This window comes from Alkalicoccus luteus, from assembly GCF_052061695.1.
Lineage (GTDB): Bacteria > Bacillota > Bacilli > Bacillales > Salisediminibacteriaceae > Alkalicoccus > Alkalicoccus luteus.
In genome coordinates this window covers 96,654-122,886 of sequence record NZ_JBPZEY010000011.1, presented here as the reverse complement: position 1 = coordinate 122,886, position 26,233 = coordinate 96,654, and the positions used below count along the sequence as shown (strand labels likewise).

General features: G+C 49.3%; 19 protein-coding genes. 12 read left to right on the top strand and 7 right to left on the bottom strand.

The genetic code is table 11. The features are described from left to right. Positions 1 to 57: 57 nt before the first annotated feature. On the top strand, positions 58 to 1,188 hold the full coding sequence (locus ACSZLD_RS14395) for a nitric oxide synthase oxygenase (protein ID WP_444685592.1): 1,131 nt from the start codon (positions 58 to 60) through the stop codon (positions 1,186 to 1,188). 197 nt (positions 1,189 to 1,385) lie between these two features. On the opposite strand, the gene recQ is transcribed toward ACSZLD_RS14395, so the two are convergent. Next, the gene (recQ, locus tag ACSZLD_RS14390; protein WP_444685581.1) at positions 1,386 to 3,503 is read right to left on the bottom strand and encodes a DNA helicase RecQ; all 2,118 of its coding nucleotides are present in this window, start codon (positions 3,501 to 3,503) and stop codon (positions 1,386 to 1,388) included. A 76-nt stretch (positions 3,504 to 3,579) separates the two neighbouring features. After that, a complete protein-coding gene (locus tag ACSZLD_RS14385) occupies positions 3,580 to 4,905 on the bottom strand; it encodes an acetamidase/formamidase family protein (RefSeq protein WP_444685580.1) in 1,326 nt (441 codons plus the stop codon). 175 nt (positions 4,906 to 5,080) lie between these two features. Here ACSZLD_RS14385 and ACSZLD_RS14380 point away from each other — a divergent pair, with 175 nt between their 5' ends. From ACSZLD_RS14380 to ACSZLD_RS14365, 4 genes are all read left to right on the top strand, one after another. After that, entirely contained in the window at positions 5,081 to 5,698 is a 618-nt protein-coding gene (locus ACSZLD_RS14380) for an alpha/beta hydrolase (protein WP_377907649.1), read from the top strand. After that, on the top strand, positions 5,695 to 6,309 hold the full coding sequence (locus tag ACSZLD_RS14375) for a flavin reductase family protein (RefSeq protein ID WP_444685579.1): 615 nt from the start codon (positions 5,695 to 5,697) through the stop codon (positions 6,307 to 6,309). The genes ACSZLD_RS14380 and ACSZLD_RS14375 overlap by 4 nt, the downstream gene beginning before the upstream one ends. Before the next feature lie 171 nt (positions 6,310 to 6,480). Then, a complete protein-coding gene (locus ACSZLD_RS14370; RefSeq protein ID WP_444685578.1) occupies positions 6,481 to 6,753 on the top strand; it encodes a hypothetical protein in 273 nt (90 codons plus the stop codon). A 490-nt stretch (positions 6,754 to 7,243) separates the two neighbouring features. Further along, on the top strand, positions 7,244 to 10,483 hold the full coding sequence (locus ACSZLD_RS14365) for a DEAD/DEAH box helicase (RefSeq protein ID WP_444685577.1): 3,240 nt from the start codon (positions 7,244 to 7,246) through the stop codon (positions 10,481 to 10,483). Positions 10,484 to 11,308: 825 nt separating this feature from the next. On the opposite strand, the gene ACSZLD_RS14360 is transcribed toward ACSZLD_RS14365, so the two are convergent. Further along, positions 11,309 to 13,072: a hypothetical protein gene (locus ACSZLD_RS14360; protein WP_444685591.1), complete on the bottom strand. Its 1,764-nt coding sequence runs from the start codon at positions 13,070 to 13,072 to the stop codon at positions 11,309 to 11,311. A gap of 114 nt (positions 13,073 to 13,186) precedes the next feature. Between ACSZLD_RS14360 and ACSZLD_RS14355 the strand changes: the two genes are divergently transcribed. Then, entirely contained in the window at positions 13,187 to 15,061 is a 1,875-nt protein-coding gene (locus tag ACSZLD_RS14355; RefSeq protein ID WP_444685576.1) for an ABC-F family ATP-binding cassette domain-containing protein, read from the top strand. 377 nt (positions 15,062 to 15,438) lie between these two features. Next, a complete protein-coding gene (megL, locus tag ACSZLD_RS14350) occupies positions 15,439 to 16,650 on the top strand; it encodes a methionine gamma-lyase (RefSeq protein WP_444685575.1) in 1,212 nt (403 codons plus the stop codon). 195 nt (positions 16,651 to 16,845) lie between these two features. On the opposite strand, the gene kynU is transcribed toward megL, so the two are convergent. Further along, positions 16,846 to 18,096, bottom strand: coding sequence for a kynureninase (gene kynU / locus ACSZLD_RS14345; protein ID WP_444685574.1), 1,251 nt, complete (start codon positions 18,094 to 18,096; stop codon positions 16,846 to 16,848). A 130-nt stretch (positions 18,097 to 18,226) separates the two neighbouring features. On the opposite strand from kynU, the gene ACSZLD_RS14340 reads away from it, so the two are divergent. Together ACSZLD_RS14340 and ACSZLD_RS14335 are read left to right on the top strand one after the other, a co-directional pair. Beyond that, a complete protein-coding gene (locus tag ACSZLD_RS14340; RefSeq protein WP_444685573.1) occupies positions 18,227 to 18,982 on the top strand; it encodes a TspO/MBR family protein in 756 nt (251 codons plus the stop codon). A 56-nt stretch (positions 18,983 to 19,038) separates the two neighbouring features. Then, entirely contained in the window at positions 19,039 to 19,194 is a 156-nt protein-coding gene (locus tag ACSZLD_RS14335) for a hypothetical protein (RefSeq protein WP_377907657.1), read from the top strand. Positions 19,195 to 20,442: 1,248 nt separating this feature from the next. Here ACSZLD_RS14335 and ytvI read toward each other — a convergent pair. Beyond that, a complete protein-coding gene (gene ytvI / locus ACSZLD_RS14330) occupies positions 20,443 to 21,603 on the bottom strand; it encodes a sporulation integral membrane protein YtvI (protein WP_377907658.1) in 1,161 nt (386 codons plus the stop codon). 117 nt (positions 21,604 to 21,720) lie between these two features. After that, positions 21,721 to 22,833, bottom strand: a complete 1,113-nt coding sequence (locus tag ACSZLD_RS14325; RefSeq protein ID WP_444685590.1) for a glycosyltransferase family 2 protein — start codon at positions 22,831 to 22,833, stop codon at positions 21,721 to 21,723. Between the two features lie 155 nt (positions 22,834 to 22,988). On the opposite strand from ACSZLD_RS14325, the gene ACSZLD_RS14320 reads away from it, so the two are divergent. The 3 genes from ACSZLD_RS14320 (at position 22,989) to ACSZLD_RS14310 (ending at position 24,817) form a co-directional block, all read left to right on the top strand. Then, positions 22,989 to 23,879, top strand: a complete 891-nt coding sequence (locus ACSZLD_RS14320) for a diacylglycerol/lipid kinase family protein (RefSeq protein ID WP_444685572.1) — start codon at positions 22,989 to 22,991, stop codon at positions 23,877 to 23,879. A gap of 63 nt (positions 23,880 to 23,942) precedes the next feature. Further along, positions 23,943 to 24,080 (top strand): lmo0937 family membrane protein, encoded by a 138-nt coding sequence (locus tag ACSZLD_RS14315; protein ID WP_377907660.1) that lies wholly within the window; start codon positions 23,943 to 23,945, stop codon positions 24,078 to 24,080. Positions 24,081 to 24,184: 104 nt separating this feature from the next. Then, the gene (locus ACSZLD_RS14310) at positions 24,185 to 24,817 is read left to right on the top strand and encodes a carbonic anhydrase (RefSeq protein WP_377907661.1); all 633 of its coding nucleotides are present in this window, start codon (positions 24,185 to 24,187) and stop codon (positions 24,815 to 24,817) included. A 67-nt stretch (positions 24,818 to 24,884) separates the two neighbouring features. Here the strand turns inward: ACSZLD_RS14310 and mreBH are convergent, their stop codons facing one another. After that, entirely contained in the window at positions 24,885 to 25,889 is a 1,005-nt protein-coding gene (gene mreBH / locus ACSZLD_RS14305; RefSeq protein WP_377907662.1) for a rod-share determining protein MreBH, read from the bottom strand. Positions 25,890 to 26,233 lie beyond the last annotated feature (344 nt).

The window sequence follows — 26,233 nt, the reverse complement described above, 5'->3', positions numbered from 1 at the left end:
TCCTTATACTATCATATTAACAGCTTCGCTGGACAGTCAGGAGGAAATCATGTGGAAATGACGCTCGAGCAGGCTGCACAATCCTTTTTACAGCAGTATTATACGGAGCAGGGAAAGACTGGATTGGCAGACCGTTTAAACGATGTTTATCAGGAAATTGCAGCGACTGGTACGTATGTGCAAACAGGTGAGGAGCTGGCTTTTGGAGCAAAGGCGGCCTGGCGGAATGCAAACAAGTGCATCGGCAGACTTTTTTGGGATACGCTTACCGTCTTTGATAAACGGCACGTCAATACGCCGGATGAGGTCATTAGTGCGTGCCGGGAACATCTGCGGTTTACGACAAACGGCGGTAAAATCAGGCCGGCCATGACGATATTCCCTCCTTCACAGCCTGGTAAACCGCCAGAATGGCAGCTGCTGAATCATCAGCTGATTCGCTACGCCGGGTATGAGGACGGCAGAGGAGACCCGGCTTCTGCAGCATTGACTAAGCAGGCGCAGGCCGCTGGATGGAAAGGGAAAGGGACTGATTTCGATATCCTTCCGCTCTTGATTCAAAAGCGGGATGGCAGCATCCATCTGTATGAATGGAAAGCAGAAGAGGCATTGGTAGTTCCGCTTCGGCATCCGGAAGAGGAGGCTTTTTCAAATTTGCAGCTGAAATGGTATGCCGTACCGGCGATTGCAGATATGGAAATTGAAATTGGCGGTATTGTTTATCCATGTTCTCCTTTCAACGGGTGGTATATGGGAACAGAGATCGGTGCGCGGAATTTGGCTGATACATGGCGCTACAATTGTCTTGAAGCAGTGGCTGATGTGTTCGGTCTGGATACAGCTAAGCCTGCATCGCTATGGAAGGACCGGGCGCTCGTTGAATTAAATCGCGCCGTTATTTATTCCTTTCATGAGGAAGGGGTCAGCCTCGTGGATCATCATACTGCAGCGGAGCAGTTCCGCATCTTTTGTGCTAAGGAAAAAAAGGCTGGAAGAGGGGTTACCGGCGATTGGACATGGCTGATTCCACCGATGTCACCTGCTGCTGTACACGTGTTTCATGAAACGTATAATGATGAGGAAAAAAGTCCGCGTTTCGCCTACCGAAAGGCTTCGATCTGTCCATTTACAGACCAGTCTCCCAAAAAGCACGTCCCTTCGTCACCGCTGCCGCACCACGGTAACTGACGGCTCTAAAGCGGGCGCTGTCAGATGAAGAAGCCGGCTGCTTTTTGCAGCCGGCTTCTTCAACGTGTGGGTAACGTCATATGAGGTGAATAAGATGGCATCTGCCTTTTTCTGCGGCCCCTCGCTTTCCGGAGGGAACGGGCTCGGCTTTCCCTTCTTCCGTCGAAAGTGCAGGATATTTGCCTCGTTCTAATCCTCTAGGATCGGAGTCCTGCGGATTGAAGCAGCGCGGTGACTTTTAGGGTGAAATAACTGATATCTTCAGGAAGATGTTCTTTTACAGGCTTTAAGCCATCTTCCAGACCGACGCGATCGATTACTTCTTCAACAAGTGCCACTTCATCCTCCTCAACGAGTTCGGAGAGGTCTACATCCCAGTCGTTCTCCCAAGCTTCGATGAGATGCTGAAGGACGGTTGTCTCTTTCAGGCCGCGAGCTGTGCTGATCGCTTCCGGGCTATGTCCTTCAATAAACATCGCTGCTGTTTCTTCATAGCTTTTTCCGTCTTTCTGCTTCGCGGACGCCGCCATTCGTGGAGCCGTGGATTCAGATGCCATATAATCGTTGACCGCTTTAAGGAATCGTTTGCCGTAGGTGTACATTTTGTTCGTGCCAACACCTCGGACGGCCAGCATCTCCTCTTCTGTCTGCGGGAGGCGGGCGCAAATCTCATGGAGCGTCTGATCCGAGAAAACCATGTATGGAGCCACCTCGTGAGCTCGGGCAAGCTCGCTTCTGAGACTGCGAAGAATTGGAAAGAGCGGATGATCAGCAGAAGCCTGCTGCGGCCGAAGTGCTTTTTTCCGGTAAACCGCGGCTTCACCGCGGAGAACAGGAAGAACTTTTTCGGACAGCTTTGGGACCGGATAGCCTCCGCCGGAAAGCTCAAGGTAACGGCTGGCTGCAAGAAAATCGATAAGCTGCGCGACCTCCTTTTGGGAATACTGCTTCATAAGTCCAAAGGTGGACAGCTGGTCAAAACGCCACTCTTTGATCTTTTGATTTCTAGAACCTGTCAGAACCTGGGCTATGACCGTTTTACCGAATCGTTCGCCCATTCGTCTCATACAGGAGAACACCATCTGTGCTTCCTTGGTTATGTCTTCTCTGGATCGCTCGTCGACACACTCCGAACATCTTCCGCAAGGCTCTGTGCCGTAATCATCGAAATAGTCCAGAATATACTGCTGCAGACAGCTTTCTGCATGACAGTAGTGCAGCATTTTCTGCAGTTTCTGGAATTCCATTTCCTTTCGTTCGTCGCTCATTTGCGACTGGTCAATCAGGAACTGTTGAATCTGGGCGTCCTGGGGGGAGAAGAGCAGCAGACATTCACTGGCGGCACCGTCACGGCCTGCGCGCCCGGCTTCCTGATAATAGCTTTCAATATTGCGTGGCAGCTGCCGGTGAATCACGTACCGGACGTTTGACTTGTTAATTCCCATTCCAAACGCATTTGTCGCGACCATTACTTTCACCACATCGTAAACGAAAAGCTCTTGAGCCTGGCGCCGTTCTTCGTTATCCATCCCCCCATGGTATTTTCCAGCTTCGACACCGTTTTTTTGGAGGAGATCGGTGAGCCGTTCCACTTCTTTACGGGTCGCACAGTAAATGATTCCTGAAGCTTCTGCATCTTTTTTTACGTAGTCCAGCAGATACTGGTCACGGTCCGTCCCCTTTAACACGTGAAAGGAGAGGTTATCCCGTGCAAATCCAGTACGGATTACGCTGTCTGATTCAATATGCAGGGCAGAGCAAATATCAGCAGCTACTTCTTTTGTCGCAGTGGCCGTTAAGGCCAGGACGACTGGCTGGCCGGGCAGTCTGGCTATCAGCTCTGGAATACGCATGTAGCTCGGTCTGAAATCGTGCCCCCACTGCGAAAGACAGTGGGCTTCGTCGACTGCGATCATGGAGATAGGCAGCTGTTGAAGCATCTTCATAAACGAAGGAGATTCCAATCGCTCCGGTGCAATATAAACGAGCTTTTGCAGCCCCAGGCGAATCTCGTCCAACCGTTTCCCAGTTTCTTCAAACGAGAGAGAGCTGTTAATGTAGGTGGCATTGATTCCTGCTTCTCTTAATTCATCCACTTGGTCCTTCATCAGTGAAATTAAAGGAGAAATCACGAGGGTGACGCCAGAAAAAAGCAGGGACGGAATCTGATAGCAGACAGATTTTCCGCCTCCGGTCGGCATCATGCCCATCGTATGTCTGCCGTCAAACAGCCGGGTCAGGACAGCTTCCTGACCCGGCCGGAAGGAATCATGGCCGTAATAGGTTTTTAACGTTTCCTGAGCCTGTTTCAGCATAAGGGGACACCCAACCTTTTTCATAATCTGTATGAAAGTGTACCGCATTTAACAGGCGCAGGCAATGAAGCGAAAGTCAGCTGTTTCCGGCGGGAGGGCCGTACTGTTCGATTGCCGTATAATCGAGCTTTACTTTTTCAAGCAGCGGAATTGGGACGAGAAACGTAATGGTCACAACACCCGGATGCCGGCCTATTTCAATGGATCCGGTAACAGTCGTCCGGTTCATGACTTCAGGAACCGTTATACCGAGCAAAGAAGCAGCACGTTCCATGCCGTTGGCGGTAGCCTGATTTAAATCAGGACCTGTGCCGACAAATGAAAGGGGCAGGGAGGATTCAAGTTTGTCCGTCATTTTCCAGCAGGAGGCAAGGCGGATCACATCTTCGCGTTCAGCTTCTGTAAACGGTTTGGCGAGGTAAGGAAGGTCTTCATAGACCGGCAAAAGAATTGGACCTTCCAGCTTGAGCCCTTTTATAACACGCACTTGAAGCGTAACAATTCCTGAGACGTCCGTCGTATGACCGGCGATTTCTCCATCTCCCTGCATAGCGTGCATATCGCCAAGATAAACACCGCCGCCCGGCACCTTGACAGGAGCGAGCACGACAGCGCCTTCCCGGGCGCGGCTGATATCCATATGCCCGTCTGTGCGATGGTCCAGCTCCTCTTCGGTAAGCGCAAACTCATGAGGAGCACCTACGAGAAAGGACCCAAAATCACCGGCATTGTGAGAGTCAGGAAATGGGATCGAAGGGGTGGTGCCAAGCTGGCCGAGAAATGGGCGGACGCGAGCAGCAAGACCTTGAATGTCATGAGGGCCGAAGGCCACAATCGGATTTTGGATCGAGTTTTCCGGCGTTGCCATAAAATGCTTGCCATTTTCAGCAACTTCCTGAGCTCCTTCCTGATCAAGCGTGAGTCCGATTGATTTTTTGTCATCAAATGTCATCGTATATGCATTAGTAAACTGGAAAGGAGTGACGTCTGCTCCGCATGCTTTGCAGCGAACTGCTGTCTGACCGGTACCTTTCAGTTCTGTTTCCGGGTGCATCAGCCCGCAGTCCGGACATTGAACTGCGACAAAAGGGTCCCCCAGAAAACGTCCCTCTACAGGTTTGTCATTTCCGGAAGCTGTCGCAATCGATGTGACGCGAATAGACTTAATGGAGATCACAATCGTATCGCCTGGTTCTGCTCCTTCCACATAAACCGGTTTTGTTACTTCATGACCGCCCTTCAGGCTGGGAGTGATCATCGGACCCCAGCAGCCGGGAGACGTATTGGCAATAATATGCCCGCCGTCCTTTACAGGACCGATCATTTCCCGGGAAGGATCAAGGATGCCATCGACAAATTCGTTTACCAGTACAGATTCCACAGCTTTCTTCAACTTTATCATCCTCTCATGCAAGATCTGCTGCCAGGCAGCTGATCTTATTTTATCTGAATAATGGCACAATTTATACTATCCTGCTTTCATTGAGTTAAAACGGTTAACAGGTTGCATTATGGGGAATGAAAACAGTATACTTTTTATATTGCTTACTTTTTTAAAGTGGAAGGTGTGAAAACAAATGAAGCACGTATTTAAAGAATCAAAATCCGGAAGCAAGAAAACCCTCCTCCTGCTGCACGGCACGGGAGGGAATGAGGAAGATTTGCTGCCGCTTGCTGATATGATAGATCCCAATGCGGCTGTACTGGGAGTTCGCGGAAATGTAGATGAGAACGGGATGAACCGGTTTTTTAGAAGACTTCGCGAAGGGGTTTTTGATGAAGAAGATTTAAAATTCCGTACAAAAGAGCTGCACGATTTTATTGATGAAGCGGCCGCTGAATATGGATTTGAGCGGGAGCACGTGACAGCAGTTGGGTATTCGAATGGAGCAAATATAGCCGCCAGTCTGCTGTATCACTATGAGCGGCCGTTTCAATCTGCTTTTCTATTTCATCCGATGGTTCCGATACGAGATCTTAATCTCCCGGATATGAGCGGACTGCCGGTGTTTATCGGTGCAGGTTCAAACGATCCAATCTGTCCGCCGGAGGAAACAGAAGAACTCTACGGCCATTTGAAGGATAAAGGAGCAGCAATCAAATTGTACTGGGCACAGATGGGGCATCAGCTGACTCGGGATGAAGTCGAGCAGGCTGCTTCGTTTTATAAAGAACATGCGGATAGCAGCTCATGAAAGGGCTGAATCCGGAGGAGCTTGGAAAAAAAGAAAATTACCGGCTGCTTACGTCCCTTGTGACTCCCCGTCCAATAGCACTCGTGACTTCATTGTCGGAAGCAGGTGTTCTGAATGCAGCGCCGTTCAGCTATTTCAACATCGTATCCGCCGATCCGCCGCTGATTTCGATCGCAATCGGCCGCAAAGAAGGCCAGCAAAAGGATACATGCCGCAATATTCTCAAGTTAAACGAATTCGTTGTGCACGTTGTCACGGAAAAAAACGTAGAACAGGCGAACGAGGCGTCTGCGTCGCTGAAGCCGGACGAGAGTGAAGTCGTTCGGGCTGGAATGACACCGGATCCCAGCCATGTTGTCGCTGTACCGTCGTTAAAGGAATCCCCGATAAGGCTGGAATGCCGTCTCGAACGTCACCTTATCATTGAAGGGGAAGAATCGGCAACAGACCTTATTCTCGGCCGCATCGTGCACTATGAAATCGAAGACAAGCTGCTGGATAATGGACGCGTCCGCTCGGATAAGTGGAAGCCTGTTTCACGCCTTGGCGGCAAGCAGTATGCCGGTCTCGGCACGATATTTGAACTGGAGCGGCCGGATTCCCGAAAGTAACTGGACTGCTTGGAGCTAGAAGGCACCCGCATCGAAGAACCCTCTCTGGAGGGTTCTTCTCAGGCCGTTGATAAAGTCAATTTGTTTACATGTTTATTCGATTGATTGACTTTTCCCTCTGTTTACCGAGCCTGCCGTGGGCTTGCTTTCAGCTATTTCTCAGGATGATCCTTGTATGAAGGGAAGGATGGCGCGGCTTCACTCGGACACAGGCTTCATACAAGAAGCCTTCAAGACCCAGTCCGGCTCCGCTCGTGCGTGGATGCCGTTTGCAGATCTGAACGGCACGGCATCTTCAGGCTGCGCGGCTTCCACGGGCACGCCGGACATAAAGGGGAAATGAATTTGTTTGATGGAGAAAAACGTTCCAATCGCTGGACGCTGCGGCTTTTTTGGGTGGATACGTTGACGTTCATCCCGATTCGACATCGAAGCGCTGCCTAACGAAAGGTTCCCTCTAGATGGAACAAGCTCGTGTGAATCATCACCAGGGTTTCAACCGACAGCCAGCTGCTAAATCGGAGGAAACTCGACTCCGGGAGGATCAGAACGAGGCGAAGATCCGGCGGACGAAAGGAAGAAGCGGTTAGCTGAGGCCGTTCCCTCCGGAAAGCGAGTGTCCGCAGATGCAGGCAAATGCAAGGTCATTCACATGAAATGACGTTATCAACACTCTGCGAAGAACCCTCTCTGGAGGGTTCTTCTTTTGTCGTGGCGGTAAATAACAAAACGTCTTTTGCAGCAGGACGGTGCACGTCGACTGATTCGGGGTATTGCTGATCAAAGCTGAAAAGCGTACTCCTCTGCAGGCAGAGCGCTTTACCTGCTCACATATTTTCCGGCTCTGCGTTTTTTTGATATGATGAAGGGTAGTGTTTAGCTCGGTCCGTATCGGCTGAGTACAGGGCGCTCTGTACAAGGAGGAGGAACGGAATTGCGTTTAACGGAATTAACAGCGGACGCGCTGCAGCATGAGGTGCAGGCGCCTGAGCAACTAAAAATCGCGCAAGTCTATCATCAGGAAGAAAGCGTAAAAGAAATGCTCTGGGACCAGGAGAAAAAACGGTTCAGGATTTATGTAGAGCGCTACAGGCAGCGGTTTGCCGTCGATATATATCCGGATTCGATGATGGAAATCAAGCAGACAGCATGCAGCTGTGACAGATCCGGTGTTTGTGTGCACATATTGGCTGCCCTGCTGTATATGGGCGAAAACCGAATTCACGCATGGCTTGCAGAACGGGATCCGTCTTTTACAGCTCCTGAGCCGCAGGCCGTCAGCAGCTGGCAGGATCGGGAAACTGCCGCGCTGCTAGCAGAATTTGAATCCCTGTTCGTTCCACCAGCTGCGTCTGTAGATCGGTTTGAGAGAACGAAGCTGCAGATCCAATTTGAGTTGAAGCTGTATCCATCGTTCTATGAGGAAGCGCCTGGGAGCATCGAGCTGGAGCTCAAGGCCGGAACTGAACGATTGTATATCGTACGCAGCCTGCCCGACTTTCTCCATGCTGTTCAGGCTGGAGAAGCTTATCGGTTCACAGAGAAATTTTCGTTTTATCCGGAAGAACACGCAGTAGATGAAGATGATCTTGACGTTCTTCGAGAAGCATCAGTTCTTGTGAATGTGCAGCAAATGTATGAGGACCGGTATGCGGTCAGAAAAGAAGGAGACATGAGGAGCTTTGATATTCCTGCTCCGTTTGCCGCTTCTTTTTTACGTTTATTAAAGGGCCGAAACGTCGTTGTTTTAGCGGCAGAAGGACAGAAACAGCCTTTTCGGCTGGAGGACATGGAGAAGCCGTTCCGATTTGAAGCGGAGGAAGTGCAGGAGGGTGCCTATACACTTCATTGGAAAAATGGTCACCAGCTGCAGTATTTTGGGAGCAGCTATCCTGTCTGCTATTACAAAAACCGATTTTTGTGGATTCCGGAGGAGCAGCGAAGCGTGATCGAAAAACTGTATTTTCAGCTGTCGCTTGCAGATCAGCCGATCATTACGTTCAGCAGTACCTATCTTGAACCGCTTGCGTCTGTCCTGCTGCCTCAGCTCAAGGCGGTGGGAACAGTACAAACAGCGGAGGCTTTGGATCATAAAATTGATATGATTCCGTTAAAAGCCCGGCTGCTGCTTGATTACGCAGCCAGCAGGCTGACAGCGCAAGTGATCTTTCAATACGGCCATGAGGAGATCAATCCATTTCGTGAGAACGAAAGCCGCGGAGAGCGTATTATCGTCAGAGACATGAAAAAGGAATACCAGCTTATGGCTCTCATTGAGGAAGCGCCGCTGAAGTATAACGGGACCGAGCTGTTTATCGACCATTTTCCTGATCTGCTGTATTTTTTAAGCAGCTGGCTTCCCGTTCTCTCCGAGGAATTTGAAGTGTATCTCCCTGCATCGCTCCGTGATCTAATTTATTTGCCGGAAGAAGCGCCGGAAGTAACTGCTGAAGTCGATGAGGGGACCGGCGAGCTCAGTGTGCATATCTCCACTGAAGCTGTACCGCAGGATGAGCTTGATGCCATTGTCGAAGCAGTGATGGAAGGGCGCCGCTATTATGAACGCCAGGACGGCACGTATATCCCGCTGCATGACGTCAGCTTTGATGCGGTGCGCGAGCTGATGGAGCGCTATCGGACGGCGGTCGGAGGAAAGCCCTCTGCGTCAATGACAATGCCGCTTAAAGAGGCCTTTCATTTAGAGGAAGCGCGTATTCTGTCTGCCCGTACAGACTCGTTTCAAAAGCTGATCCAGCGGCTGCTGGATCCGTCGGATATCGATTTTAAGGAGCCGGAGCAGCTTCTGGCGGATATGCGGGACTATCAAAAAACTGGTTATCAGTGGATGACATCGCTGGATTACTACGGGTTTGGAGGCGTTCTCGCCGATGATATGGGGCTCGGAAAAACACTGCAGACGATCGCCTTTTTAGCTGGAAGAAAAGAACGGGGACCGTTGAAGCAAGCGTTGATTCTTTGCCCGTCGAGTGTCACGTATAATTGGAAGAAAGAGCTTGAACGCTTTGCACCGCATTTGACGGCAGGTATTATAGGCGGTGCAAAATCCGAGCGTGAAGCGCAGTTCACACAATATGCTGATCGGGATGTGCTGATCAGTTCGTATCCAGTGATTCGGCGCGACCATTCGATGTTTTGCGAACGTCATTTTGATGTCTTGATTTTAGATGAGGCTCAAAACGTCAAAAATGCGGGCACAAAAACTGCAAAAGCAGTGCGCGATCTGCACTGCAAGACGGCCTTTGCGCTGAGCGGGACACCGATCGAAAACGCATTGGAAGAGCTATACTCCATTTTCCAAATTGTGCTCCCGGGCTTGTTTCCTGGAAAAGAGGCGTTTCAATCACTGGAAGAGTCAGCGGTTGCCGCAAGAATCCGTCCGTTTATTTTAAGAAGGAGAAAAAGAGATGTGCTGCGGGAGCTGCCTGAAAAGCTGGAAAGTGTGGAATATACAGAACTCACACAGGCGCAGCGAACATTGTACTCGACGCAGCTGCAGCTTTTAAGAAAAGAAGCTTCTGAAGCGAGACTGACGGACAGCTGGAAGGAAAAAAGCATGCAAATCCTTGCCGGCCTGACAAGATTAAGACAGATCTGTTCGCATCCGGGTATGTTTATGGAGGATTACGAAGGAGGCTCGGAGAAGCTGGAGCGTCTGATGGAATATACGGAGGAGGCACTTGTAAACGGCAGAAGGATCGTGATTTTCAGTCAGTTTACGACGATGCTCGCTTTGATGAAGGAGCGCTTTGACAAAAGAGGTGCCGATTATTTTTATTTGGACGGAAAGACGCCTGGCGAAGAGCGCGTTCAGATGGCAGAGCGGTTTAACAGCGGAGAACATGACCTGTTTCTCGTCTCGTTAAAAGCAGGTGGAACCGGCTTGAATCTCACTGGCGGCGACACGGTTATTCTATTTGACTCGTGGTGGAATCCGGCTGTAGAAGACCAGGCAGCAGACCGCGTGTACCGATTTGGCCAAAAAAAGGTCGTGCAAGTAACGAAGATGATCGCTGCAGGCACGATCGAAGAAAAAATTCACGAAATGCAGGCACGGAAGAGAGACTTGCTGGACCGTGTCGTCCAACCGGGTGAGACCATGCTGAAAACGCTCGGCCGAGAAGAAATAGAAGAGCTGCTCGAGATGGACAGCTGATTCGTTACAGAAGGTCGGTTGAATCAGACAGAAGAAGCCGAGGGTCCTGATGGGCCGCCGGCTTCCAAGCTTTTGAAAAAGTCTTTCAACTTACATGTTTATTCGCTTGATTGTATTTCTCCTCTGCTTACCTAGCCTGCAGTGGGCTGGCCTTCAGCCATTTCTCAGGGTTGACCCCTGTATGAAGGGAAGGGTGGCGCGGCTTCACTCGGACACAGGTTTCTCACAAGAAGCCTCCAAAAGCCAGTCCGGCTTCGGTCGTGCGTGGATGCCGTTCGCAGATCTGAACGGCACGGCATCTTCAGACTGCTTGTTGCGCCTCCGCCGGACACATCGGGAAAACGGCTCTGCTTGTTGGAGAACAACGTCACGACAGGCAGACGCGACTGCTTTTTACGTTTATCATGAATTCTAGAAAGTACGGAAACGCCGATTCAACATCGAAACGTCAAATCGGGAAGGTTCTATCTGTACAGAAGCCGATCGTGCAGTCTCAGGCACGTGAAACGCATTGCCAGCTGCCGACATTGAAGGGCCTCGACTCCTGGAGGATCAGAACGAGGCGAAGATCCAGCGCTTTCGACAGCAGGAGAAAGCGGTTAGCTGAGCCAGTTCCCTCCGGAAAGCGAGGGTCCGCAGATACAGGCAGGTGTAAGGTTATTCACTTAAAAATACGTTATCGACACTCTGGAAGCCGACGGTCCTGATGGGCCGCCGGCTTCAGCTTGCTGATTAGATAAAGGGGGTAGAATGCGTATTTGCCCGCTTGCAGTCCGCCACCGCTCAGCGACAGAGCGTCAGTGAATTCGATATGCTCCACCAAGATTACTGCTCGTTATCCGGATCTTCTTCATCTAATTCAATATCCTCGAGAAAATCTGCTTCTTCATCTTCAACAGGGATCAGATCAAAGTCCATCTCTTCAATTGGTTGTACTGCTTCTCCGCTGTCCATGTACCGAATGGTAATGTCATCGCCTGGTTCAAGGAAAACGGCAGTCGGATGCGAAGAGGCGTTTAATGTAAAGATCCGATCTTCCCCTTCAAACCATATACGCACAGTCACATTTTCTTCTCGGTCCCAGTGATAGACTCTGCCTATTGTTTTTTCTTCTTCCGCCATATCGGTCAATTCACCAGGGACAACATCGTCATCCACAGTAGTCGACAGCTCCAGTTGATAAGCATTGAAGGCTTCACGTTTCGTGCTGCCGTAGCCATACACATTTTCATCTCCTGCGTGCACGAGCATTACTTCACGAAGCACGGCGTTCCGATCCATGAGCGGCACAACCCACGTGTACTGATCATAGATTGGATATAGCGAAGGAGTCCCGGCTACGTAATCATCGCGACGGAACGTCCGCTCGGCGAGGTCCATAGCCGTACGTCCGTTCAGCATGCCGCTTGCATCACGGAAGTAGCGGAGGTCACCGGTTCGTGCGTCGAACATGGTGAAGCCTACCATGGACCTCGAGCCTTCCTCGCCTTCGTCTGTCAGCCGCATGTGGTCCGTAAACCAGTTGAGCTGCAGGTCATCATCCACGATTCCCGTTACGGTATCATCAGCGGACCAGGTAGTTGGCTGCATCAGTCCTTCCCGGCCGAAATAGCGGTTGATCAGGCCGCGGCTGTACATACCAAACCACTCATTGCGTTCTTCTGCTATATGCGGAGGATAAACGCGGTTTACCCACTCCGGTGCGTCTTCGGCTTCATAGTTCTCCATCGATCCATCTGCGGGGTCAACGGTGATAATCCCATCTACGTCAGCGACCCTTCGAAACTGTGTGTAGTGGCCATAGCTGACAATATAATAAGGGTTTCCATCAGTGTCGACTTCAAATGTTGTATCAAGCATGACGACATCTGGATAGGCCATTCTTACGTGGCGTTCCAGATTCTCATGAAAGAATGCTGATGGCACATACTGCATATCTGTTTCGATCAGCTGCGGGTCTTCCCGCGGATTTTCTGCACTCACCATAATGAACCCCGGAACGTTGTCCGCACGAACCCAGCGGAAGAAATCATCATATTCAATCGGCGTAATCCAGTACAGTGCATCGTCCACTCGCTGAATGCGAGTAGAACCGAGCGTGAAGAAGGCAGGATTTTCAAGCTGACCCATCATAATGTCAGCCCGGTACTCCGCGTAGCTTCTCGGAACAACTGGAATACTTTCTTCATTTACAGGCGGCAGGTCGTCACTTGTTACTTCTTCGCCGCCGGCTATATCGTATTTCGCATCGGCAAGAAACAGCGGTTGGAAAATAAAAAATGCCATACTTGCAACTAGGAGCAGAATGCCAATTCCAGCCCCCGCAGATGCTTCTTTTTTACGGAACGTGCGGACCGTCATATAGACAACGACGTTATCGATAATCAGCCAGACGGCTACGACCGGAACGTATGCTGCAATCAAAAGTGTTACACTTTGATCGGCAAGACCAGCGTAAAATAGAAAAGCACCATAAAAAAGCCCGAGTATGTAGCGAGGTGCCAGGAGGCGGCGGAAATCAGTCCGCTGCCACCACGTACGCTGCAGCGGTAAAAACGTTAAAGCCGCTGCAGCGGCTATAAGTATCATTTGAAGCAAAAGAATGTCCCCCTTCTTGAATGGACAAGCTTCATGCATCTGTCATCCACTGCTTAGTCTGGTACAATAGGAAGCGGAATGAATGAAGAGTGAGGATGATAGATCATGAGCTTGCTGCGAGTCGAAAATCTGGTGAAAACCTATGGAGATAAAATACTCTTTAATCGTATATCATTTACGGTAGAGAAAAAAGAACGAATTGGCGTGGTTGGTGTTAATGGAACTGGCAAATCGTCGCTTTTGAAAGCAATTGCGGGCAGAGACGCTGCAGAAAAAGGTGATCTGATCCATGCGAAGGAATTCCGTGTAGAATATGTCCCGCAAGATCCGGAGCTTGATACAGAGAAATCTGTGCTGGAAACCGTTTTTGACGGGACAGCTCCAATCATGGAAGCGATGCGGAAATATGAAAAAGCTTTGCTGCGCATGGAGCAGCATAACGATGAAGCGGCCGGAAAAGCGTTTGAATCTGCTCAGGCTGCAATGGATAAACAAGGAGCATGGGAAGCAAGCGCACAGGCAAAGACAATTTTGACAAAGCTCGGCATTTACGAATTTGAAACACCCGTTTCGAAGCTGTCAGGCGGTCAAAAACGCCGTGTTTCGCTTGCCCGTGCACTGATCCAGCCCGCGGACCTGCTGCTGTTGGATGAGCCGACGAACCATCTGGATAATGATGCGGTTGAATGGCTTGAAGAGTTTTTAAAACAGTACAGCGGGGCACTCATGCTGATCACGCACGACCGCTATTTTTTAAATCGTGTCACTAGCAGAATGTTTGAGCTTTCTGGCGGCAATTTGTATGAATATATCGGTAACTATGAGCGCTTTTTGGAGTTGCGGGCAGAGCGCCAGCGCGTTGAAGCCGACCAGGAATCCAAGCGCCAGAACATTCTTCGCCGGGAGCTCGCCTGGCTCCGCAGAGGGGCAAAAGCACGCACGACGAAACAAAAAGCGCGTATTCAACGGGCGGAGGATCTGCAGGAACAGGAAGGGCCGGCCGCTGAGCAGGAGCTTGATTTTGCGATTGGTTCAACGAGACTCGGCAAATCCGTGATTGAGCTGGAGGACTGCACGACTGAGCGAGGCGGGAACGTGCTGACGAAAGATTTTTCCTTTCTTATTACAAGAGGAATGCGGCTTGGCATCATTGGACCGAATGGAACCGGGAAAACGACTCTGCTTGATACAATCGCCGGTAAAAGGTCGCCTGACAAAGGGACCGTTTCCCACGGCGAAACCGTTAAGATCGGATATTATACGCAGGAGCAGGAAGATATGAACCCAAATCTGCGGATGATTGATTACATTAAAGAAACAGCAGAGGCTGTCCGAACCGTCGACGGAACGCTCATTACGGCAGAGCAGATGCTGGAGCGGTTTCTGTTTTCCCGTGCTCAGCAATGGACTTATATCAGCAGGCTCTCAGGAGGAGAGAAAAAGCGGCTGTATCTGCTTCGGGTGCTGATGAGTGAACCGAATGTACTCATTTTAGATGAGCCCACGAACGATCTGGATACAGAAACGCTGTCGGTTCTGGAAGATTACTTGGATCAGTTTCCTGGAGTAGTGATTACGGTCTCCCACGACCGCTATTTTTTAGACAGAGCGATCAGTCAGCTGCTTATCGTCAAGCGCGGAGAAACTCCCGATACGTTTTACGGAAGCTATTCTGAATGGCTGGAAGCAAGAAAGACCAACGAAAAGCCGGTGAAAACGGAAACCAAACCAGCGCCCGCCCCAAAGAAGAAAAAGAAGCTGTCCTATAAAGATCAGCAGGAATGGAATACGATTGAGGATGAGATCAGCAGCCTGGAAGAAAAGCTGGAACAGCTTGACGCACAAATTGCAGAAGCAGGGGCTGATTTTGACAAGGTCAGGGAGAAATATGAGGAAAAAGAGAAGACCGAACGGGAGCTGGAGGCTAAGATGCTTCGCTGGGAGGAACTGTCGGAACAGATTGAAGAAATCAATCATTAACAGCAGCTGGGCTCCTGCCGTTCAAAACCGTCCGGCTGTGAGGCTTCGGGCTGCGCTGCTCATCTTTGGAGAAGGCTGCAAAGCCCCGCAGCCGTATGACAAAGATCCTGCAGAATCGATTCGCTGAAACCATTCCCGGCGGTACAGGAAGATGCATGGTTGTTTCCCACGAAGCGTTATCGAAACGTTGAGAATCCGGTCGATCACGCGATCGGATTTTTTTGACATCTATTACAGGTCTCTGCTTAAATGCTGGCTTGCTCTAAACCGACTAGACGTGTACGGTTAGTTCCATTTTTTTCTGGAAGGAAATTAGGTATACTAGTTATGAAAGCGCTTACGTTATGTGTTATTAACACGTTAAGGGGGTAGCTGCAATGAAGCAAAAAGGACTTCACACAAGGCTGATTCATGGTGCGTTTGACAGAAAAAGCCAGCACGGCAGTCTGTCACATCCAATTTATCAGACATCGACTTATGTATTTGATAATGCGGCACAAGGGGAAGCAAGATTTGCCGGTGAAGAGGGAGGATACATTTATTCACGATTAGGAAACCCTACTGTCACAGAACTGGAAGCAAAGCTGGCTGATGCAGAAGGGGCCGAAGAAGCAGTGGCATTTGCTTCCGGTATGGGTGCTGTCTCAGCAGTACTGATGCACCTGCTGAACAGCGGTGATCATGTCATTGTATCGGAAGGGATTTACGGCTGCACGTACGGTTTTTTGGAAATGATGGAAACGAAATACGGGATTGAATATGACTTAATTCAAATGAATCATGTGGAAGAGCTTAGCCGGGCTGTAAAACCGAATACAAAGGCCGTGTATGTTGAAACGCCGATTAATCCGACGATGAAGCTGGTTGACTTGGAAATGGTGATCGATACGGCTCAGGGTGCCGGCCTCTGGACCGTCGTGGATAATACGTTCTGTTCACCTTATCTGCAGCGTCCGATCGAAATGGGAGCAGATTTCGTCGTTCACAGCGCGACGAAATATATCAGTGGTCACGGGGATGTTATTGCTGGGGCGGCTTGCGGTCCTGCTGAAGAAATGCAGGTGATTCGTATGACGACGCAAAAAGATATAGGGGCAGTGCTTGGCCCGATGGATGCATGGCTGCTGCTGAGAGGGTTGAAAACGCTCCCGCTTCGAATGGATAGGCACTGCAGCAATGCTGCATACATTTTCGAAAGATTGTCGCGCGAGGATGGCATTGAACGGATTGTATATCCGGGAGATCCTGATTTTCCACAATACGAGCTGGCTCAGAGACAGATGGCCCAGCCTGGTGGCTTGATCAGCTTTGAAATCAAAGGAGGTAAAGCCGCAGCACAAGCTTTTATGGATCAGCTGAACGTGGTACAGACAGCAGTCAGTTTGGGAGATGCTGAGTCGTTGATTCAGCATCCGGCGTCGATGACGCACAGCGTTGTGCCGCTGGAAAAGAGACTTGAAATGGGAATAACCGACTCAATGCTGCGCCTGTCAGCAGGGCTTGAAAATCCGGAAGACATTTGGGGCGATTTGAAACAAGCGCTGGACCAAGTGACGGATCAAACCGCCGGAGAGCTTCAGCATAAGTAAAGCAGTACCAAGTTTGATACAAAGTTGGACACTTCGTCCTGACATAACGAGACGTGCCGAAGAGCTGGTTTGCAATCTTCGGCACGTCTTTTTCAGCTTGGAGCAATTTATCAAAAAGCCTGCAGGCTTTTTAAGCACGAACGCTTCGATCTCCCAGGCACACAGCTGACGAGTCGCTGCAAAATTGTGCAGCGGTCAGGCAATAACACCCCGATTATTCTCGTATTGCTCATACGTACGATGGGTCAAAATACGTTCAAGTGTTTCCAATGCTTTTGTAACATCCGCAGCTCTCGTATAAAGAGGGGATGGGGCGAGGCGGATAATATCAGGCGCACGAAAATCAGGCACGACACCTTCCGCTTTTAACGCTTTCACGATTCTGGCAGCGTCCGGATGCGAGCAGGCAAGGTGTCCCCCGCACGCGGCAGGTGTAAGGAGCTGAAGACGCCTGTCTGTTTCCTGTAAAAATGAAATGCCCTCACGAAGCATAGCAGTAAGCTCAAGAGAGCGGCTGCGAATCACGTCTATACCTGCTTCCTCAAGCATCTGCAGTGATCCGAGAAGTGGAGCCATACTTAATATGTTGGGCGTCCCCATTTGAAAGGCAGAAGCATCGGCGGCTGGTTCAAAGGAAGTGTTCATATCAAACTGTTTCGTTTGTTCAGAACCAAACCAGCCTGCGAGAGCTGGATGACGCTGATGATGCCTCTCATGAACAAACAATCCGCCAGTTGCTCCAGGTCCTCCATTTGCATATTTGTACGTACACCAGACCGCAAAATCTGCACCTTCATCATGGAGGTCGTGCGGCATAACTCCGAAAGAGTGAGCCAGATCCCATCCGATGACGGCGCCGGCTGCATGAGCTGCCTCGGTAAGACGTTTCATATCAAGTCGCTGTCCCGTTCTGTATAGCACGGAAGGTAAAAGCACAAGGGCTGTTTGATCGGAAAGGCGGGCTTCGATATCTTCTTCATGCAACAGACGGTCTTCCCGGGGAGCAACTTCCACTTTATCTGCAGCGCTTTTTAGCCAGCTGTCCGTTACATAGCTGTCCGTCGGAAAGGCGCCAGCCTCCATGACAATTTTTTTTCGTTTTCCTTCCGGCTGATAAAACGTGGCAAGCAGCTGATGCAGGTTGGCCGTAATAGAGCCTGTGATGACGGTCTCTTTTTGCTGGGCACCAATTAAGGGCGCTGCGTGACCAGCGAGACGTGAAGCCAAGTAAAACCATGGTTCGCTTCCTTCCGTCCAGCCGTCAATCGCATACGTTTTCCAATTGTTCATAACATGATAGACAGCTTCCTCTGCACGTTTTGATAAAAGCCCGAGCGAATTGCCATCTAGATATACCTGTCCATGTTCAGGTAAGTAAAATTCCTCCTGAAACGGCCAATGCTGAGCATCCAGCCGTTTCGCAGTTGTATACAGGGACTCAAGCATGATAATCCTCCTCTATCTTGAGAATGTTCGCATCTCTTTTTAGAGTGTAGCATGCTGTTTCGTCTGATTAGAAGCGGGGGGATTCGGGTAACGAATAAAAGACACTAATGTCATAAAAAAGGAGGCTGACATGAAGAAACTTGCTGTTATAAACGTGATCACGCTTTTGGCTGTGATCGGAATGAACGCACTTGCAAATACGCTGCCTTTAAATAACAATACAACCGGCGAATTGTCTGATCAGGTAAACGTGTTGTTCACTCCCGCCGGCTATGTTTTCAGTATCTGGAGCCTTATTTACTCGCTGCTTGCAATATGGGCTGTCAGAGCAGTCTTTACAAAGCATCGCGGTGACCGGGAAGCTGTCCGGCAAATTGGATCCTTATTTATTATAAGCAGCGTGTGGAATGTCTTATGGCTTTTCACGTTTCATTATGAATGGTTTGCCGTATCGATGATTCCTATGGCTGCCTTATTCATCACGTTGATTATGATTTATGCAGCGATAAGACGATCTGGAAATGTATCCGTCTGGACTAAGCTTCCATTTTCTATTTACATGGGATGGATTTCGGTCGCATTCATCGTCAATATCGGCATTCTTTTCAACAGCATCGGGCTCGAAGAGGGGCTGCTGCTTTCTAATACGGCATGGACAGTTGTAATCGTAGCAGCAGGAGCGCTGATAGCGGCTGGCGTGATGCAGCTTTTACGTGATGCTGTGTATCCCGCAGTCTTTGTCTGGGCCTATCTCGGTATTTTTGTAGAACGAGCAGATGCGTATCCCGCGATTGCATATATGGCATTGACCGGAGCTCTCTTTATTACCGCAGCTATTGGCATATTTCTGGCGAAAAAACGCAGAATTCTCGAATTGCATGGTTAATTCTTTGCATCTCAGGGTACTAAGAAAATAGGGGATGACAGAAGGAGGGAGCTTCCATGAATGTAGACAAGCAGGATATCCTTCGGTTGCTGGACGGTTTATCAGAAGATGATATGCGAATCATTTATACGTTTATTGAAGAGTATCAAATCGCGGAAATGCAGCAGAGAGCTCAACGTTATTCAACGAAAAGGGAGTCACATCCACTTTAAAGCTGCGTACAATTATCATCTCCTTTAATGAATCTGATGGAAGCTTATATGGAAGATTTTTCACGCTGACCGCGCAGCATACGGCCGGCGTTTTCTTCTTTTAACCATACAAACACAGACCAGCTGACAACGTCTCTCATCATTTAAACAAACAAGGCCGCAGATCATTTAATGATCTGCGGCTCCAGGCTGTTGATAAAGTCAATTTGTTTACATGTTTATTCGATTGATTGGCTTTCCCCTCTGTTTACCGGCGGAAGCTTGCCGTGGGCTTGCCTTCAGCTATTTCTCAGGATAAACCTCTGAGAAAGGATCTTCAGGCTGCGCTAATTCCACAGGCGTCCCCGCCGGACACAAAGGGAAAATGGATTTGTTTGCTGGAGAAAAACGTTCCAATCGCTGGACGCTGCGGCTTTTTTGGGTGGATACGTTGACGTTCATCCCGATTCGACATCGAAGCGCTGCCTAACGAAAGGTTCCCTCTAGATGGAACAAGCTCGTGTGAATCATCACCAGGGTTTCAACCGACAGCCAGCTGCTAAATCGGAGGAAACTCGACTCCGGGAGGATCAGAACGAAGCGAAGATCCAGCGCTTCTGACGAAAGGAAGAAGCGGTTAGCTGAGACCGTTCCCTCCGGAAAGCGAGGGTCCGCAGATGCAGGCAGATGCAGGCAGATGCAAAGTCATTCACCTGAAATGACTTTATCAACACTCTGAAGGCCGCAGATCATTTTTAATGATCTGCGGCTCTTTTTAAAGAAGCATGTATATAGGATTAGCGGCTTCACTAGGACACAGGCTTCTCACGAGAAGCTTTCAAAAGCCAGTCAGGCTCCGCTCGTGCGTTGATGCCGTTCGCAGAACTGAACGGCACGGCATCTTCAGACTGTGCGGCTTCCATGGGCACACCGGACACACCGGACACAACGGGAAAACGGCTCTGCTTATTGGAGAATAACGTTTCAAGACAAGCAGAATTAGGTTTACCATAAATTCTAAGAATGACTGGCTATCGCTATTCGACATCGAAACGTCTCATCGGGAAGGTTCTATCTGTATGGAAGCCGATTGTGCGTGCATAACCAGGCACGTTAAACGTACTGCCATCTGCCGACATCGAAGGATCTCGGATCAGAACGAGGCGAAGATCCGGCGGACGGAAGAAGGGAAAGCCGAGCCCGTTCCCTCCGGAAAGCGAGGGTCCGCAGATACAAGCAGATGCAACGTTATTCACCCAGAATGAACGGTTATTTTGGACGGATTACAATTTCTTTTTCTTCTTTTTCCTCAGCAAATCCATAGCGGATAAATCGAATCAGGTCCCCCATCACACCAATATCTTTTAAAATGACGATAATAACAAGAAGGAAAGGCCCGAGAAATACTCCGATGACTCCGAAAAGCTGAAAGCCGGCAAATAGGGAAATCAGAACAGCCAGAGCATTCAGGTTCATACTGGAGGACAGTACTTTCGGTTCAATCGACTGCCGGACCAGAACCGTAACAGCATATACGACAGCCAGACCGATCCCCATTCCAATGCTGCCCGTTAAGAACATGTAGATCATCCAGGGGATCAGAATCGTGCCTGAGCCCAAATAAGGCAGAATCTCTGCAATTCCTACGATAAGTGCAATGGTAACCGCATTTTCCACCTGCAGGATGGCCAGGCCGATCAGAACGATCAGCGAGGCAATCAGCATTAAAACAACTTGAGCGCGCAGGAAGCCGAACACACGGTATTGAAACATGGTTTTGAATGCTTTTGATTTACGCATGAACACTGCCGGTGTCTTTCGGTACATATAATTGAAAATACGTTCCCAGTCCTTGCCGATAAAATAGAACGCAATAAATACAAACACGATGACAACGATGGAGGTCGGAATAAAGATAACGATAGAGCGGAGTGCTTCGGTAAAGCCTTGTCCGCCTTCTGTAAAGGATTCGGCAAGCCGCGTGCCGAGGGTTGTAATTCCAGTTCCGACAGCATCCTGCTGTTCAGGTGAAAGCGTGTCGAATGCTCCTGTGAGCCCTTGCCAAAAGGGGAAAATGGTTTCATTAAAAAACGTCTGCACTTCACGGGAGGTGGATTCGATCCACTGAGGGATAAATTGTGAAAGATGGCGAACGCCGATCACAATTAAAAAAACGATGCCGGTTAACGCACCGATCAAAGCAGAAATGCTTAATAGCAGCGTAACAATTACTGCGAGTGTATTTGGAAGTCTCAATCGCTTCCGGAACAATCGAATCAGCGGGTAAAACATCCATACGAGGATGGCGGCAATCCAGAAGGGATAAGTAGCTTTAAAAAGAACGATGAATAAATAGAAAAGAAGTCCGGTAAAGAGGAGCACAAACAACAATCGCAGCATAATCCATGCGTGGTTTTTCGTCACTGTCATCCCTCCAGACTCCTAAATAGGTATAAGTGCATGATCCATAGACCGGCATAGATGCCAGTCTATGATCCTATCATAACAGAAAATAATGGATAAGCGATTGTCTCTTTTTTGGTCGTATTATGATTTCCGCTTTAACTCGCTGAGGGGATAGACAGTGCCGCGCCACTCTACTCCTCCCCGGCGCCAAGTTTTGTAGGCGGAGCGGTTCAGGCTGTAAAGAAACACCGCAGCTGCAGCCGGCATAGCGAGTACGTGAAGCGCTGGTTCTCCGGTCAGTCTGCTGTTCCAGGCATACATGAAGACGTATACGGCAAGCACAGAGCCCCATATGTACCCAGCAGCAGAAGGGATCGTGAACACCCCGATAAACGGCACGATATGAAGAAACGCCAGTAAAACGGTAAAGAAAAAGACTGCGCTGAAATAATAGCGCATAAAGGCAAATAAGTTTTTTTCCAATCCTTGGACGGTCTCAGGAATCGATTCATACCATTGAACACTCACAAGGCCGGAACCAAGTCCAAGCTGCTGACGGAAGCCTAACCTGACAAGCCGCTTCCCGAGCTTCAGATCATCGTCCGGAGCGGTGCGGAGCGATCGATGCGTCCCACAGGCTTCATAAACAGACTTTTTCATCATATTGAACGCGCCGATGCCTGCGTGCTTCAACTGGATGAAGTTCCATATGCCGATGATGCTCCAATAGCTGTGAAAAGCTCGATACATGCTGGTGCCGCCTCTGTTTTCAGGAATGAGAGCCAGATGATCCAGCTGATGCTCCAAGCACCATCCGACCGCTTTCTGAAGCGTGGGGGGCTGAAAGTAAATGTCGGCATCGGTAAATAACAGCCATTTGTTAGATGCGGCAGCAGCCCCGCGGTAGAGAGCATGATTTTTACCGAGCCATCCGTCTGGCAGTGATTCAATGTGAATGACGCGAAGGCGGGCCTTGTCATCGTATTCCTGGAGCCGGCGCAGTTCATCTGCCGTGCGATCGGTGGATCGATCATTCACCACGATGACTTCCAGCTGTTCAGCGTGCAGATCGAGCATCGTTTTTACAGCAGAAAAAATTCGTTTCTCTTCATTTCGCGCAGCAACAACAATGCTTACGGATTCTTTACTGTCAGGGACCGTCTCTTTTACGAGGAGAGGGATTTTCTGCAGTCCGACAAACCATTGAATAGCGATAAACAGAACAATAATTAGTGTTGCAAGCGCCGCCCACATCACGAGTACATCACCTCTTGCCAGTTAGTTTATCATGATCAGTCTGCATTACCTATTTACTTGCTTTGAACAACTATTGAAATGATTGCTCGTTCCTGAAAAAGGGAAAAGGGGATAGTATTCACAGATTACGAATCGGGAGAAGGTGTAGCAGGATGGTAAGAAAAAGTGTACTTCTTCATAACCGCCATGCCGGAAATGCCGGTGAGGACAGCCTGGTGAATGATCTGCGGGAAGTGATCGAAGAAGAGGTAGAAATCCTGCAGGTTTACAGCGCTGAGACAGCCGAAGAAACGTTGACGTTTCTGCGCAATGATCAAAATGAAATGGACAAGCTGTGGATTCTTGGAGGAGACGGCACCGTTCATTTGGCAGTTGAAGGGATTCGGTCACGGCAGCATATACCGGAAGTTGCGATTCTGCCAGCCGGAACTTGCAACGATACAGCCCGTTCACTGCAGCTTCCACTCAAGCCGCTTGAAGCATGTAAAGCTTCTTTACGAAAAGAACCAATCCTGCTCGATGCCGGTCTCTGCGGGGATGAGGCATTTATTAACTTTGCTGGGCTCGGCCTTATTGCAGATACGTCGGAAAATATTGATCCGGACTTAAAGGAAAAAACGGGAAGAGTCAGCTATTTTATCAGTGCCTGGCAGACGATGAGAGAAGCGGAGCCATTTACCTACTCGATGGAAGTGGACGGCGAACACTACCGCGGCGAGGCAGTGATGATTCTTGCTGCTAACGGTGGATTTTTAGGAACATCTGAACTTCCATCAGAAACGATCAGCATGACGGATGGGAAACTGGATTTGTTTATCATTAAAGTTGGAGGAAGATCGGTTTTCGGGGAATGGCTGCAGCAGAAGCTCACCTCTTCTTCGATTGAAGATGCGAAGAACGTTTCCTGGCTTCAGGGAAGCGAGATCATGCTGAAAACGGATCCGCCAAAAAAACTCGATCTGGACGGCGAATTGCGTAAAGCGGGCGAAGTGGAAATCACGGTTTTAAAACAGAGAATTCCGTTTATTACCGGCTGGAGCTAAACGAGGTTTCACTCGAAAGTAAAAAGGAAATAGGGCATTAGATGATAGAAAGGAGGAGAGGACATGCTTTGGACTATAATTTCGATTCTGCTTCTGATCTGGCTCGTTGGTCTGATCATTGATGTAGCAGGGGGCTTTATACATTTAGTATTAATTGTTGTACTTGTCGTCTTCATTATTCGAATGATCCGGGGACGCTGAATGAGCGGCATGGCCATCTATCAAATGGGCATGCCGTTCTTTTCGTACATGCACTTATGCGGCTTGCAAGCTAATGAAAAGGCGCTTGCGCTTGGAGGCTCTTTTTGCGATACTATTTAAAACCGCCGCTCAGCCGGTCGAACTGGAGGGATTTGCAGGTTATGAGAGTAAATGATATGGAAAAAGCACAGCAGGAATTTAAAGGCCAGCAGTTACAAAAAAACAAAGCATACTTTGAAGAACTTTCCAAAGGCCAGTCTCCAACATTTTATGTGCTGGCATGCTGTGATTCACGTACATCACCTACAACCGTTACGGGCCAGCCGCTCGGACGCCTTTTCATCCACCGCAACATCGCAAATCAGATAGTTGAAGGAGATGCGAGCGTTGAATCAAGCCTGTACTATGCAATCAATGTATTGAAGGTCCATTATATTCTTATTTTAGGGCATACGCACTGCGGCGGCGTGCAGGCAACAAAAGCGGAGCCTCATCCAGAAGTGCTCGAAAACTGGATTCAGCATGTGCGAACTTCTGTCAGTGGTTTTGAAGGAGAGATTCCGGAAGACGGGGAAACGCTGGAGCGTTATAATGTGCAGCAGCAGGTGCACAACGTGCAGCAGCTGGACGTGTATAAGCAGGCAGAGCGTCAAGTACCGGTCTTTGGAGCGTTGTTTCACATCGAAAACGGCGAGCTTGAATGGGTTGTGAAACCGGAAGAAGATATAGTTGAATAAGTGATGAAAAAGAGCTGTGCACACCGGACATTCGGCAGCACAGCTCTTTTTTCAAACGCTCTTTTCGTTAGTTGGCTTTTCGAAGGCTCTTGAGCATCTTTAATGATTTTCCAGTGCCGATCGCAACGGATTCCAGAGGATTTGGTGCCTGGTGTACAGGAACTACAATTTCATCAGACAGCCATTGTTCCATTCCTTGCAGGAGCGAGCCGCCGCCAGTAAGCATAACGCCACGGTCAACGATGTCCCCGCTCAATTCAGGAGGACAGTCTTCCAGTGTTGCTTTAATCGTCTCCAAAATTTGCTGCATTGCTTCATTGATAGCTTCCTGAATTTCCGTAGACGTTATTTCGATCGTATGCGGAAGGCCGCTGACCAAGTCACGTCCCCGGATTTCCATTTTTTGCTCGTCATGCTGCACGAGTGCATGGCCGATTTCCATTTTAATTTCCTCTGCTGTACGTGTGCCGATCATCAGATGATACTTTTTCCGAATGTATTGAACGATATCCTCGTCCAGCCGATCGCCGCCTACTCGAAGAGAATGGCTTGAGACGATACCGCCAAAGGAAATGATCGCCACTTCTGTCGTGCCACCGCCGATATCGACGATAACGTTTGCCACAGGCTCTTCCACTGGAAGATCTGCCCCGATCGCAGCTGCAACCGGTTCTTCGATGAGCTGTACATCTTTCGCACCGCTCTGACGAACCGCGTCTTGGATGGCGCGCTTTTCAACAGATGTTGCCCCGGATGGTGTGCATACGACAACATTTGGCTTGCGGATCGCTGTACCAAGTTTTTTAGATGCTTTTCGCATTAAATGCTTGATCAAGTCTGTCGTTACATCATAATCTGCAATAACGCCGTCTTTCATTGGACGTATCGCCACGATATTGCCCGGCGTTTTCCCGACCATCTGCTTTGCTTCCTCTCCAACAGCCAGCACCTCACCGGTACCGGTGTCGAGCGCAACCACAGAGGGTTCGTTTAAAATCATTCCTTTCTCTTTTGTATATACGAGCAGGTTTGCCGTTCCTAAGTCAATTCCGATTTGCAGAGCTGAAAACATAACTATCTTCCTCCGTTCACTTATTTGCTTTCCTACTAAACTACATTCTACGACCATACAATGTTTTGTACCGTTTTCCGTATCAAAAATTCTATAAAATCATCAAACACATCAGACGTCCCGGAAAATGAAGCAGCTGTTTTGCAGCTGTAAGACTAAATGTCTCAGCCTTTTGCTTCACCTGCGAACGCGATTGAAAAAACTACGTCTCCCAGGCTGCCTGCCAGGTGATTACATACGAGCTGATGGAAAGTTTGTGCTTCGTCTGAGTAACACGTGAAGCATTTACAGCGGTCTCCCTGAGAGCTTCTGGAGCAGAGGAAACCAGTAACGAGGGAAGCGAC

What these genes read in the sequence shown, in the direction of transcription:
- ACSZLD_RS14325 (WP_444685590.1), bottom strand. Translation starts at nt 22,833, where the DNA reads ATGTGGGCGGCGCTTGCAACACTAATTATTGTTCTGTTTATCGCTATT.
- ACSZLD_RS14335 (WP_377907657.1), top strand. Translation starts at nt 19,039, where the DNA reads ATGAATGTAGACAAGCAGGATATCCTTCGGTTGCTGGACGGTTTATCA.
- megL (WP_444685575.1), top strand. Translation starts at nt 15,439, where the DNA reads ATGAAGCAAAAAGGACTTCACACAAGGCTGATTCATGGTGCGTTTGAC.
- mreBH (WP_377907662.1), bottom strand. Translation starts at nt 25,889, where the DNA reads ATGTTTTCAGCTCTGCAAATCGGAATTGACTTAGGAACGGCAAACCTG.
- ytvI (WP_377907658.1), bottom strand. Translation starts at nt 21,603, where the DNA reads ATGACAGTGACGAAAAACCACGCATGGATTATGCTGCGATTGTTGTTT.
- ACSZLD_RS14320 (WP_444685572.1), top strand. Translation starts at nt 22,989, where the DNA reads ATGGTAAGAAAAAGTGTACTTCTTCATAACCGCCATGCCGGAAATGCC.
- ACSZLD_RS14315 (WP_377907660.1), top strand. Translation starts at nt 23,943, where the DNA reads ATGCTTTGGACTATAATTTCGATTCTGCTTCTGATCTGGCTCGTTGGT.
- ACSZLD_RS14385 (WP_444685580.1), bottom strand. Translation starts at nt 4,905, where the DNA reads ATGATAAAGTTGAAGAAAGCTGTGGAATCTGTACTGGTAAACGAATTT.
- ACSZLD_RS14360 (WP_444685591.1), bottom strand. Translation starts at nt 13,072, where the DNA reads ATGATACTTATAGCCGCTGCAGCGGCTTTAACGTTTTTACCGCTGCAG.
- kynU (WP_444685574.1), bottom strand. Translation starts at nt 18,096, where the DNA reads ATGCTTGAGTCCCTGTATACAACTGCGAAACGGCTGGATGCTCAGCAT.
- ACSZLD_RS14355 (WP_444685576.1), top strand. Translation starts at nt 13,187, where the DNA reads ATGAGCTTGCTGCGAGTCGAAAATCTGGTGAAAACCTATGGAGATAAA.
- ACSZLD_RS14375 (WP_444685579.1), top strand. Translation starts at nt 5,695, where the DNA reads ATGAAAGGGCTGAATCCGGAGGAGCTTGGAAAAAAAGAAAATTACCGG.
- ACSZLD_RS14395 (WP_444685592.1), top strand. Translation starts at nt 58, where the DNA reads ATGACGCTCGAGCAGGCTGCACAATCCTTTTTACAGCAGTATTATACG.
- ACSZLD_RS14380 (WP_377907649.1), top strand. Translation starts at nt 5,081, where the DNA reads ATGAAGCACGTATTTAAAGAATCAAAATCCGGAAGCAAGAAAACCCTC.
- recQ (WP_444685581.1), bottom strand. Translation starts at nt 3,503, where the DNA reads ATGCTGAAACAGGCTCAGGAAACGTTAAAAACCTATTACGGCCATGAT.
- ACSZLD_RS14340 (WP_444685573.1), top strand. Translation starts at nt 18,227, where the DNA reads ATGAAGAAACTTGCTGTTATAAACGTGATCACGCTTTTGGCTGTGATC.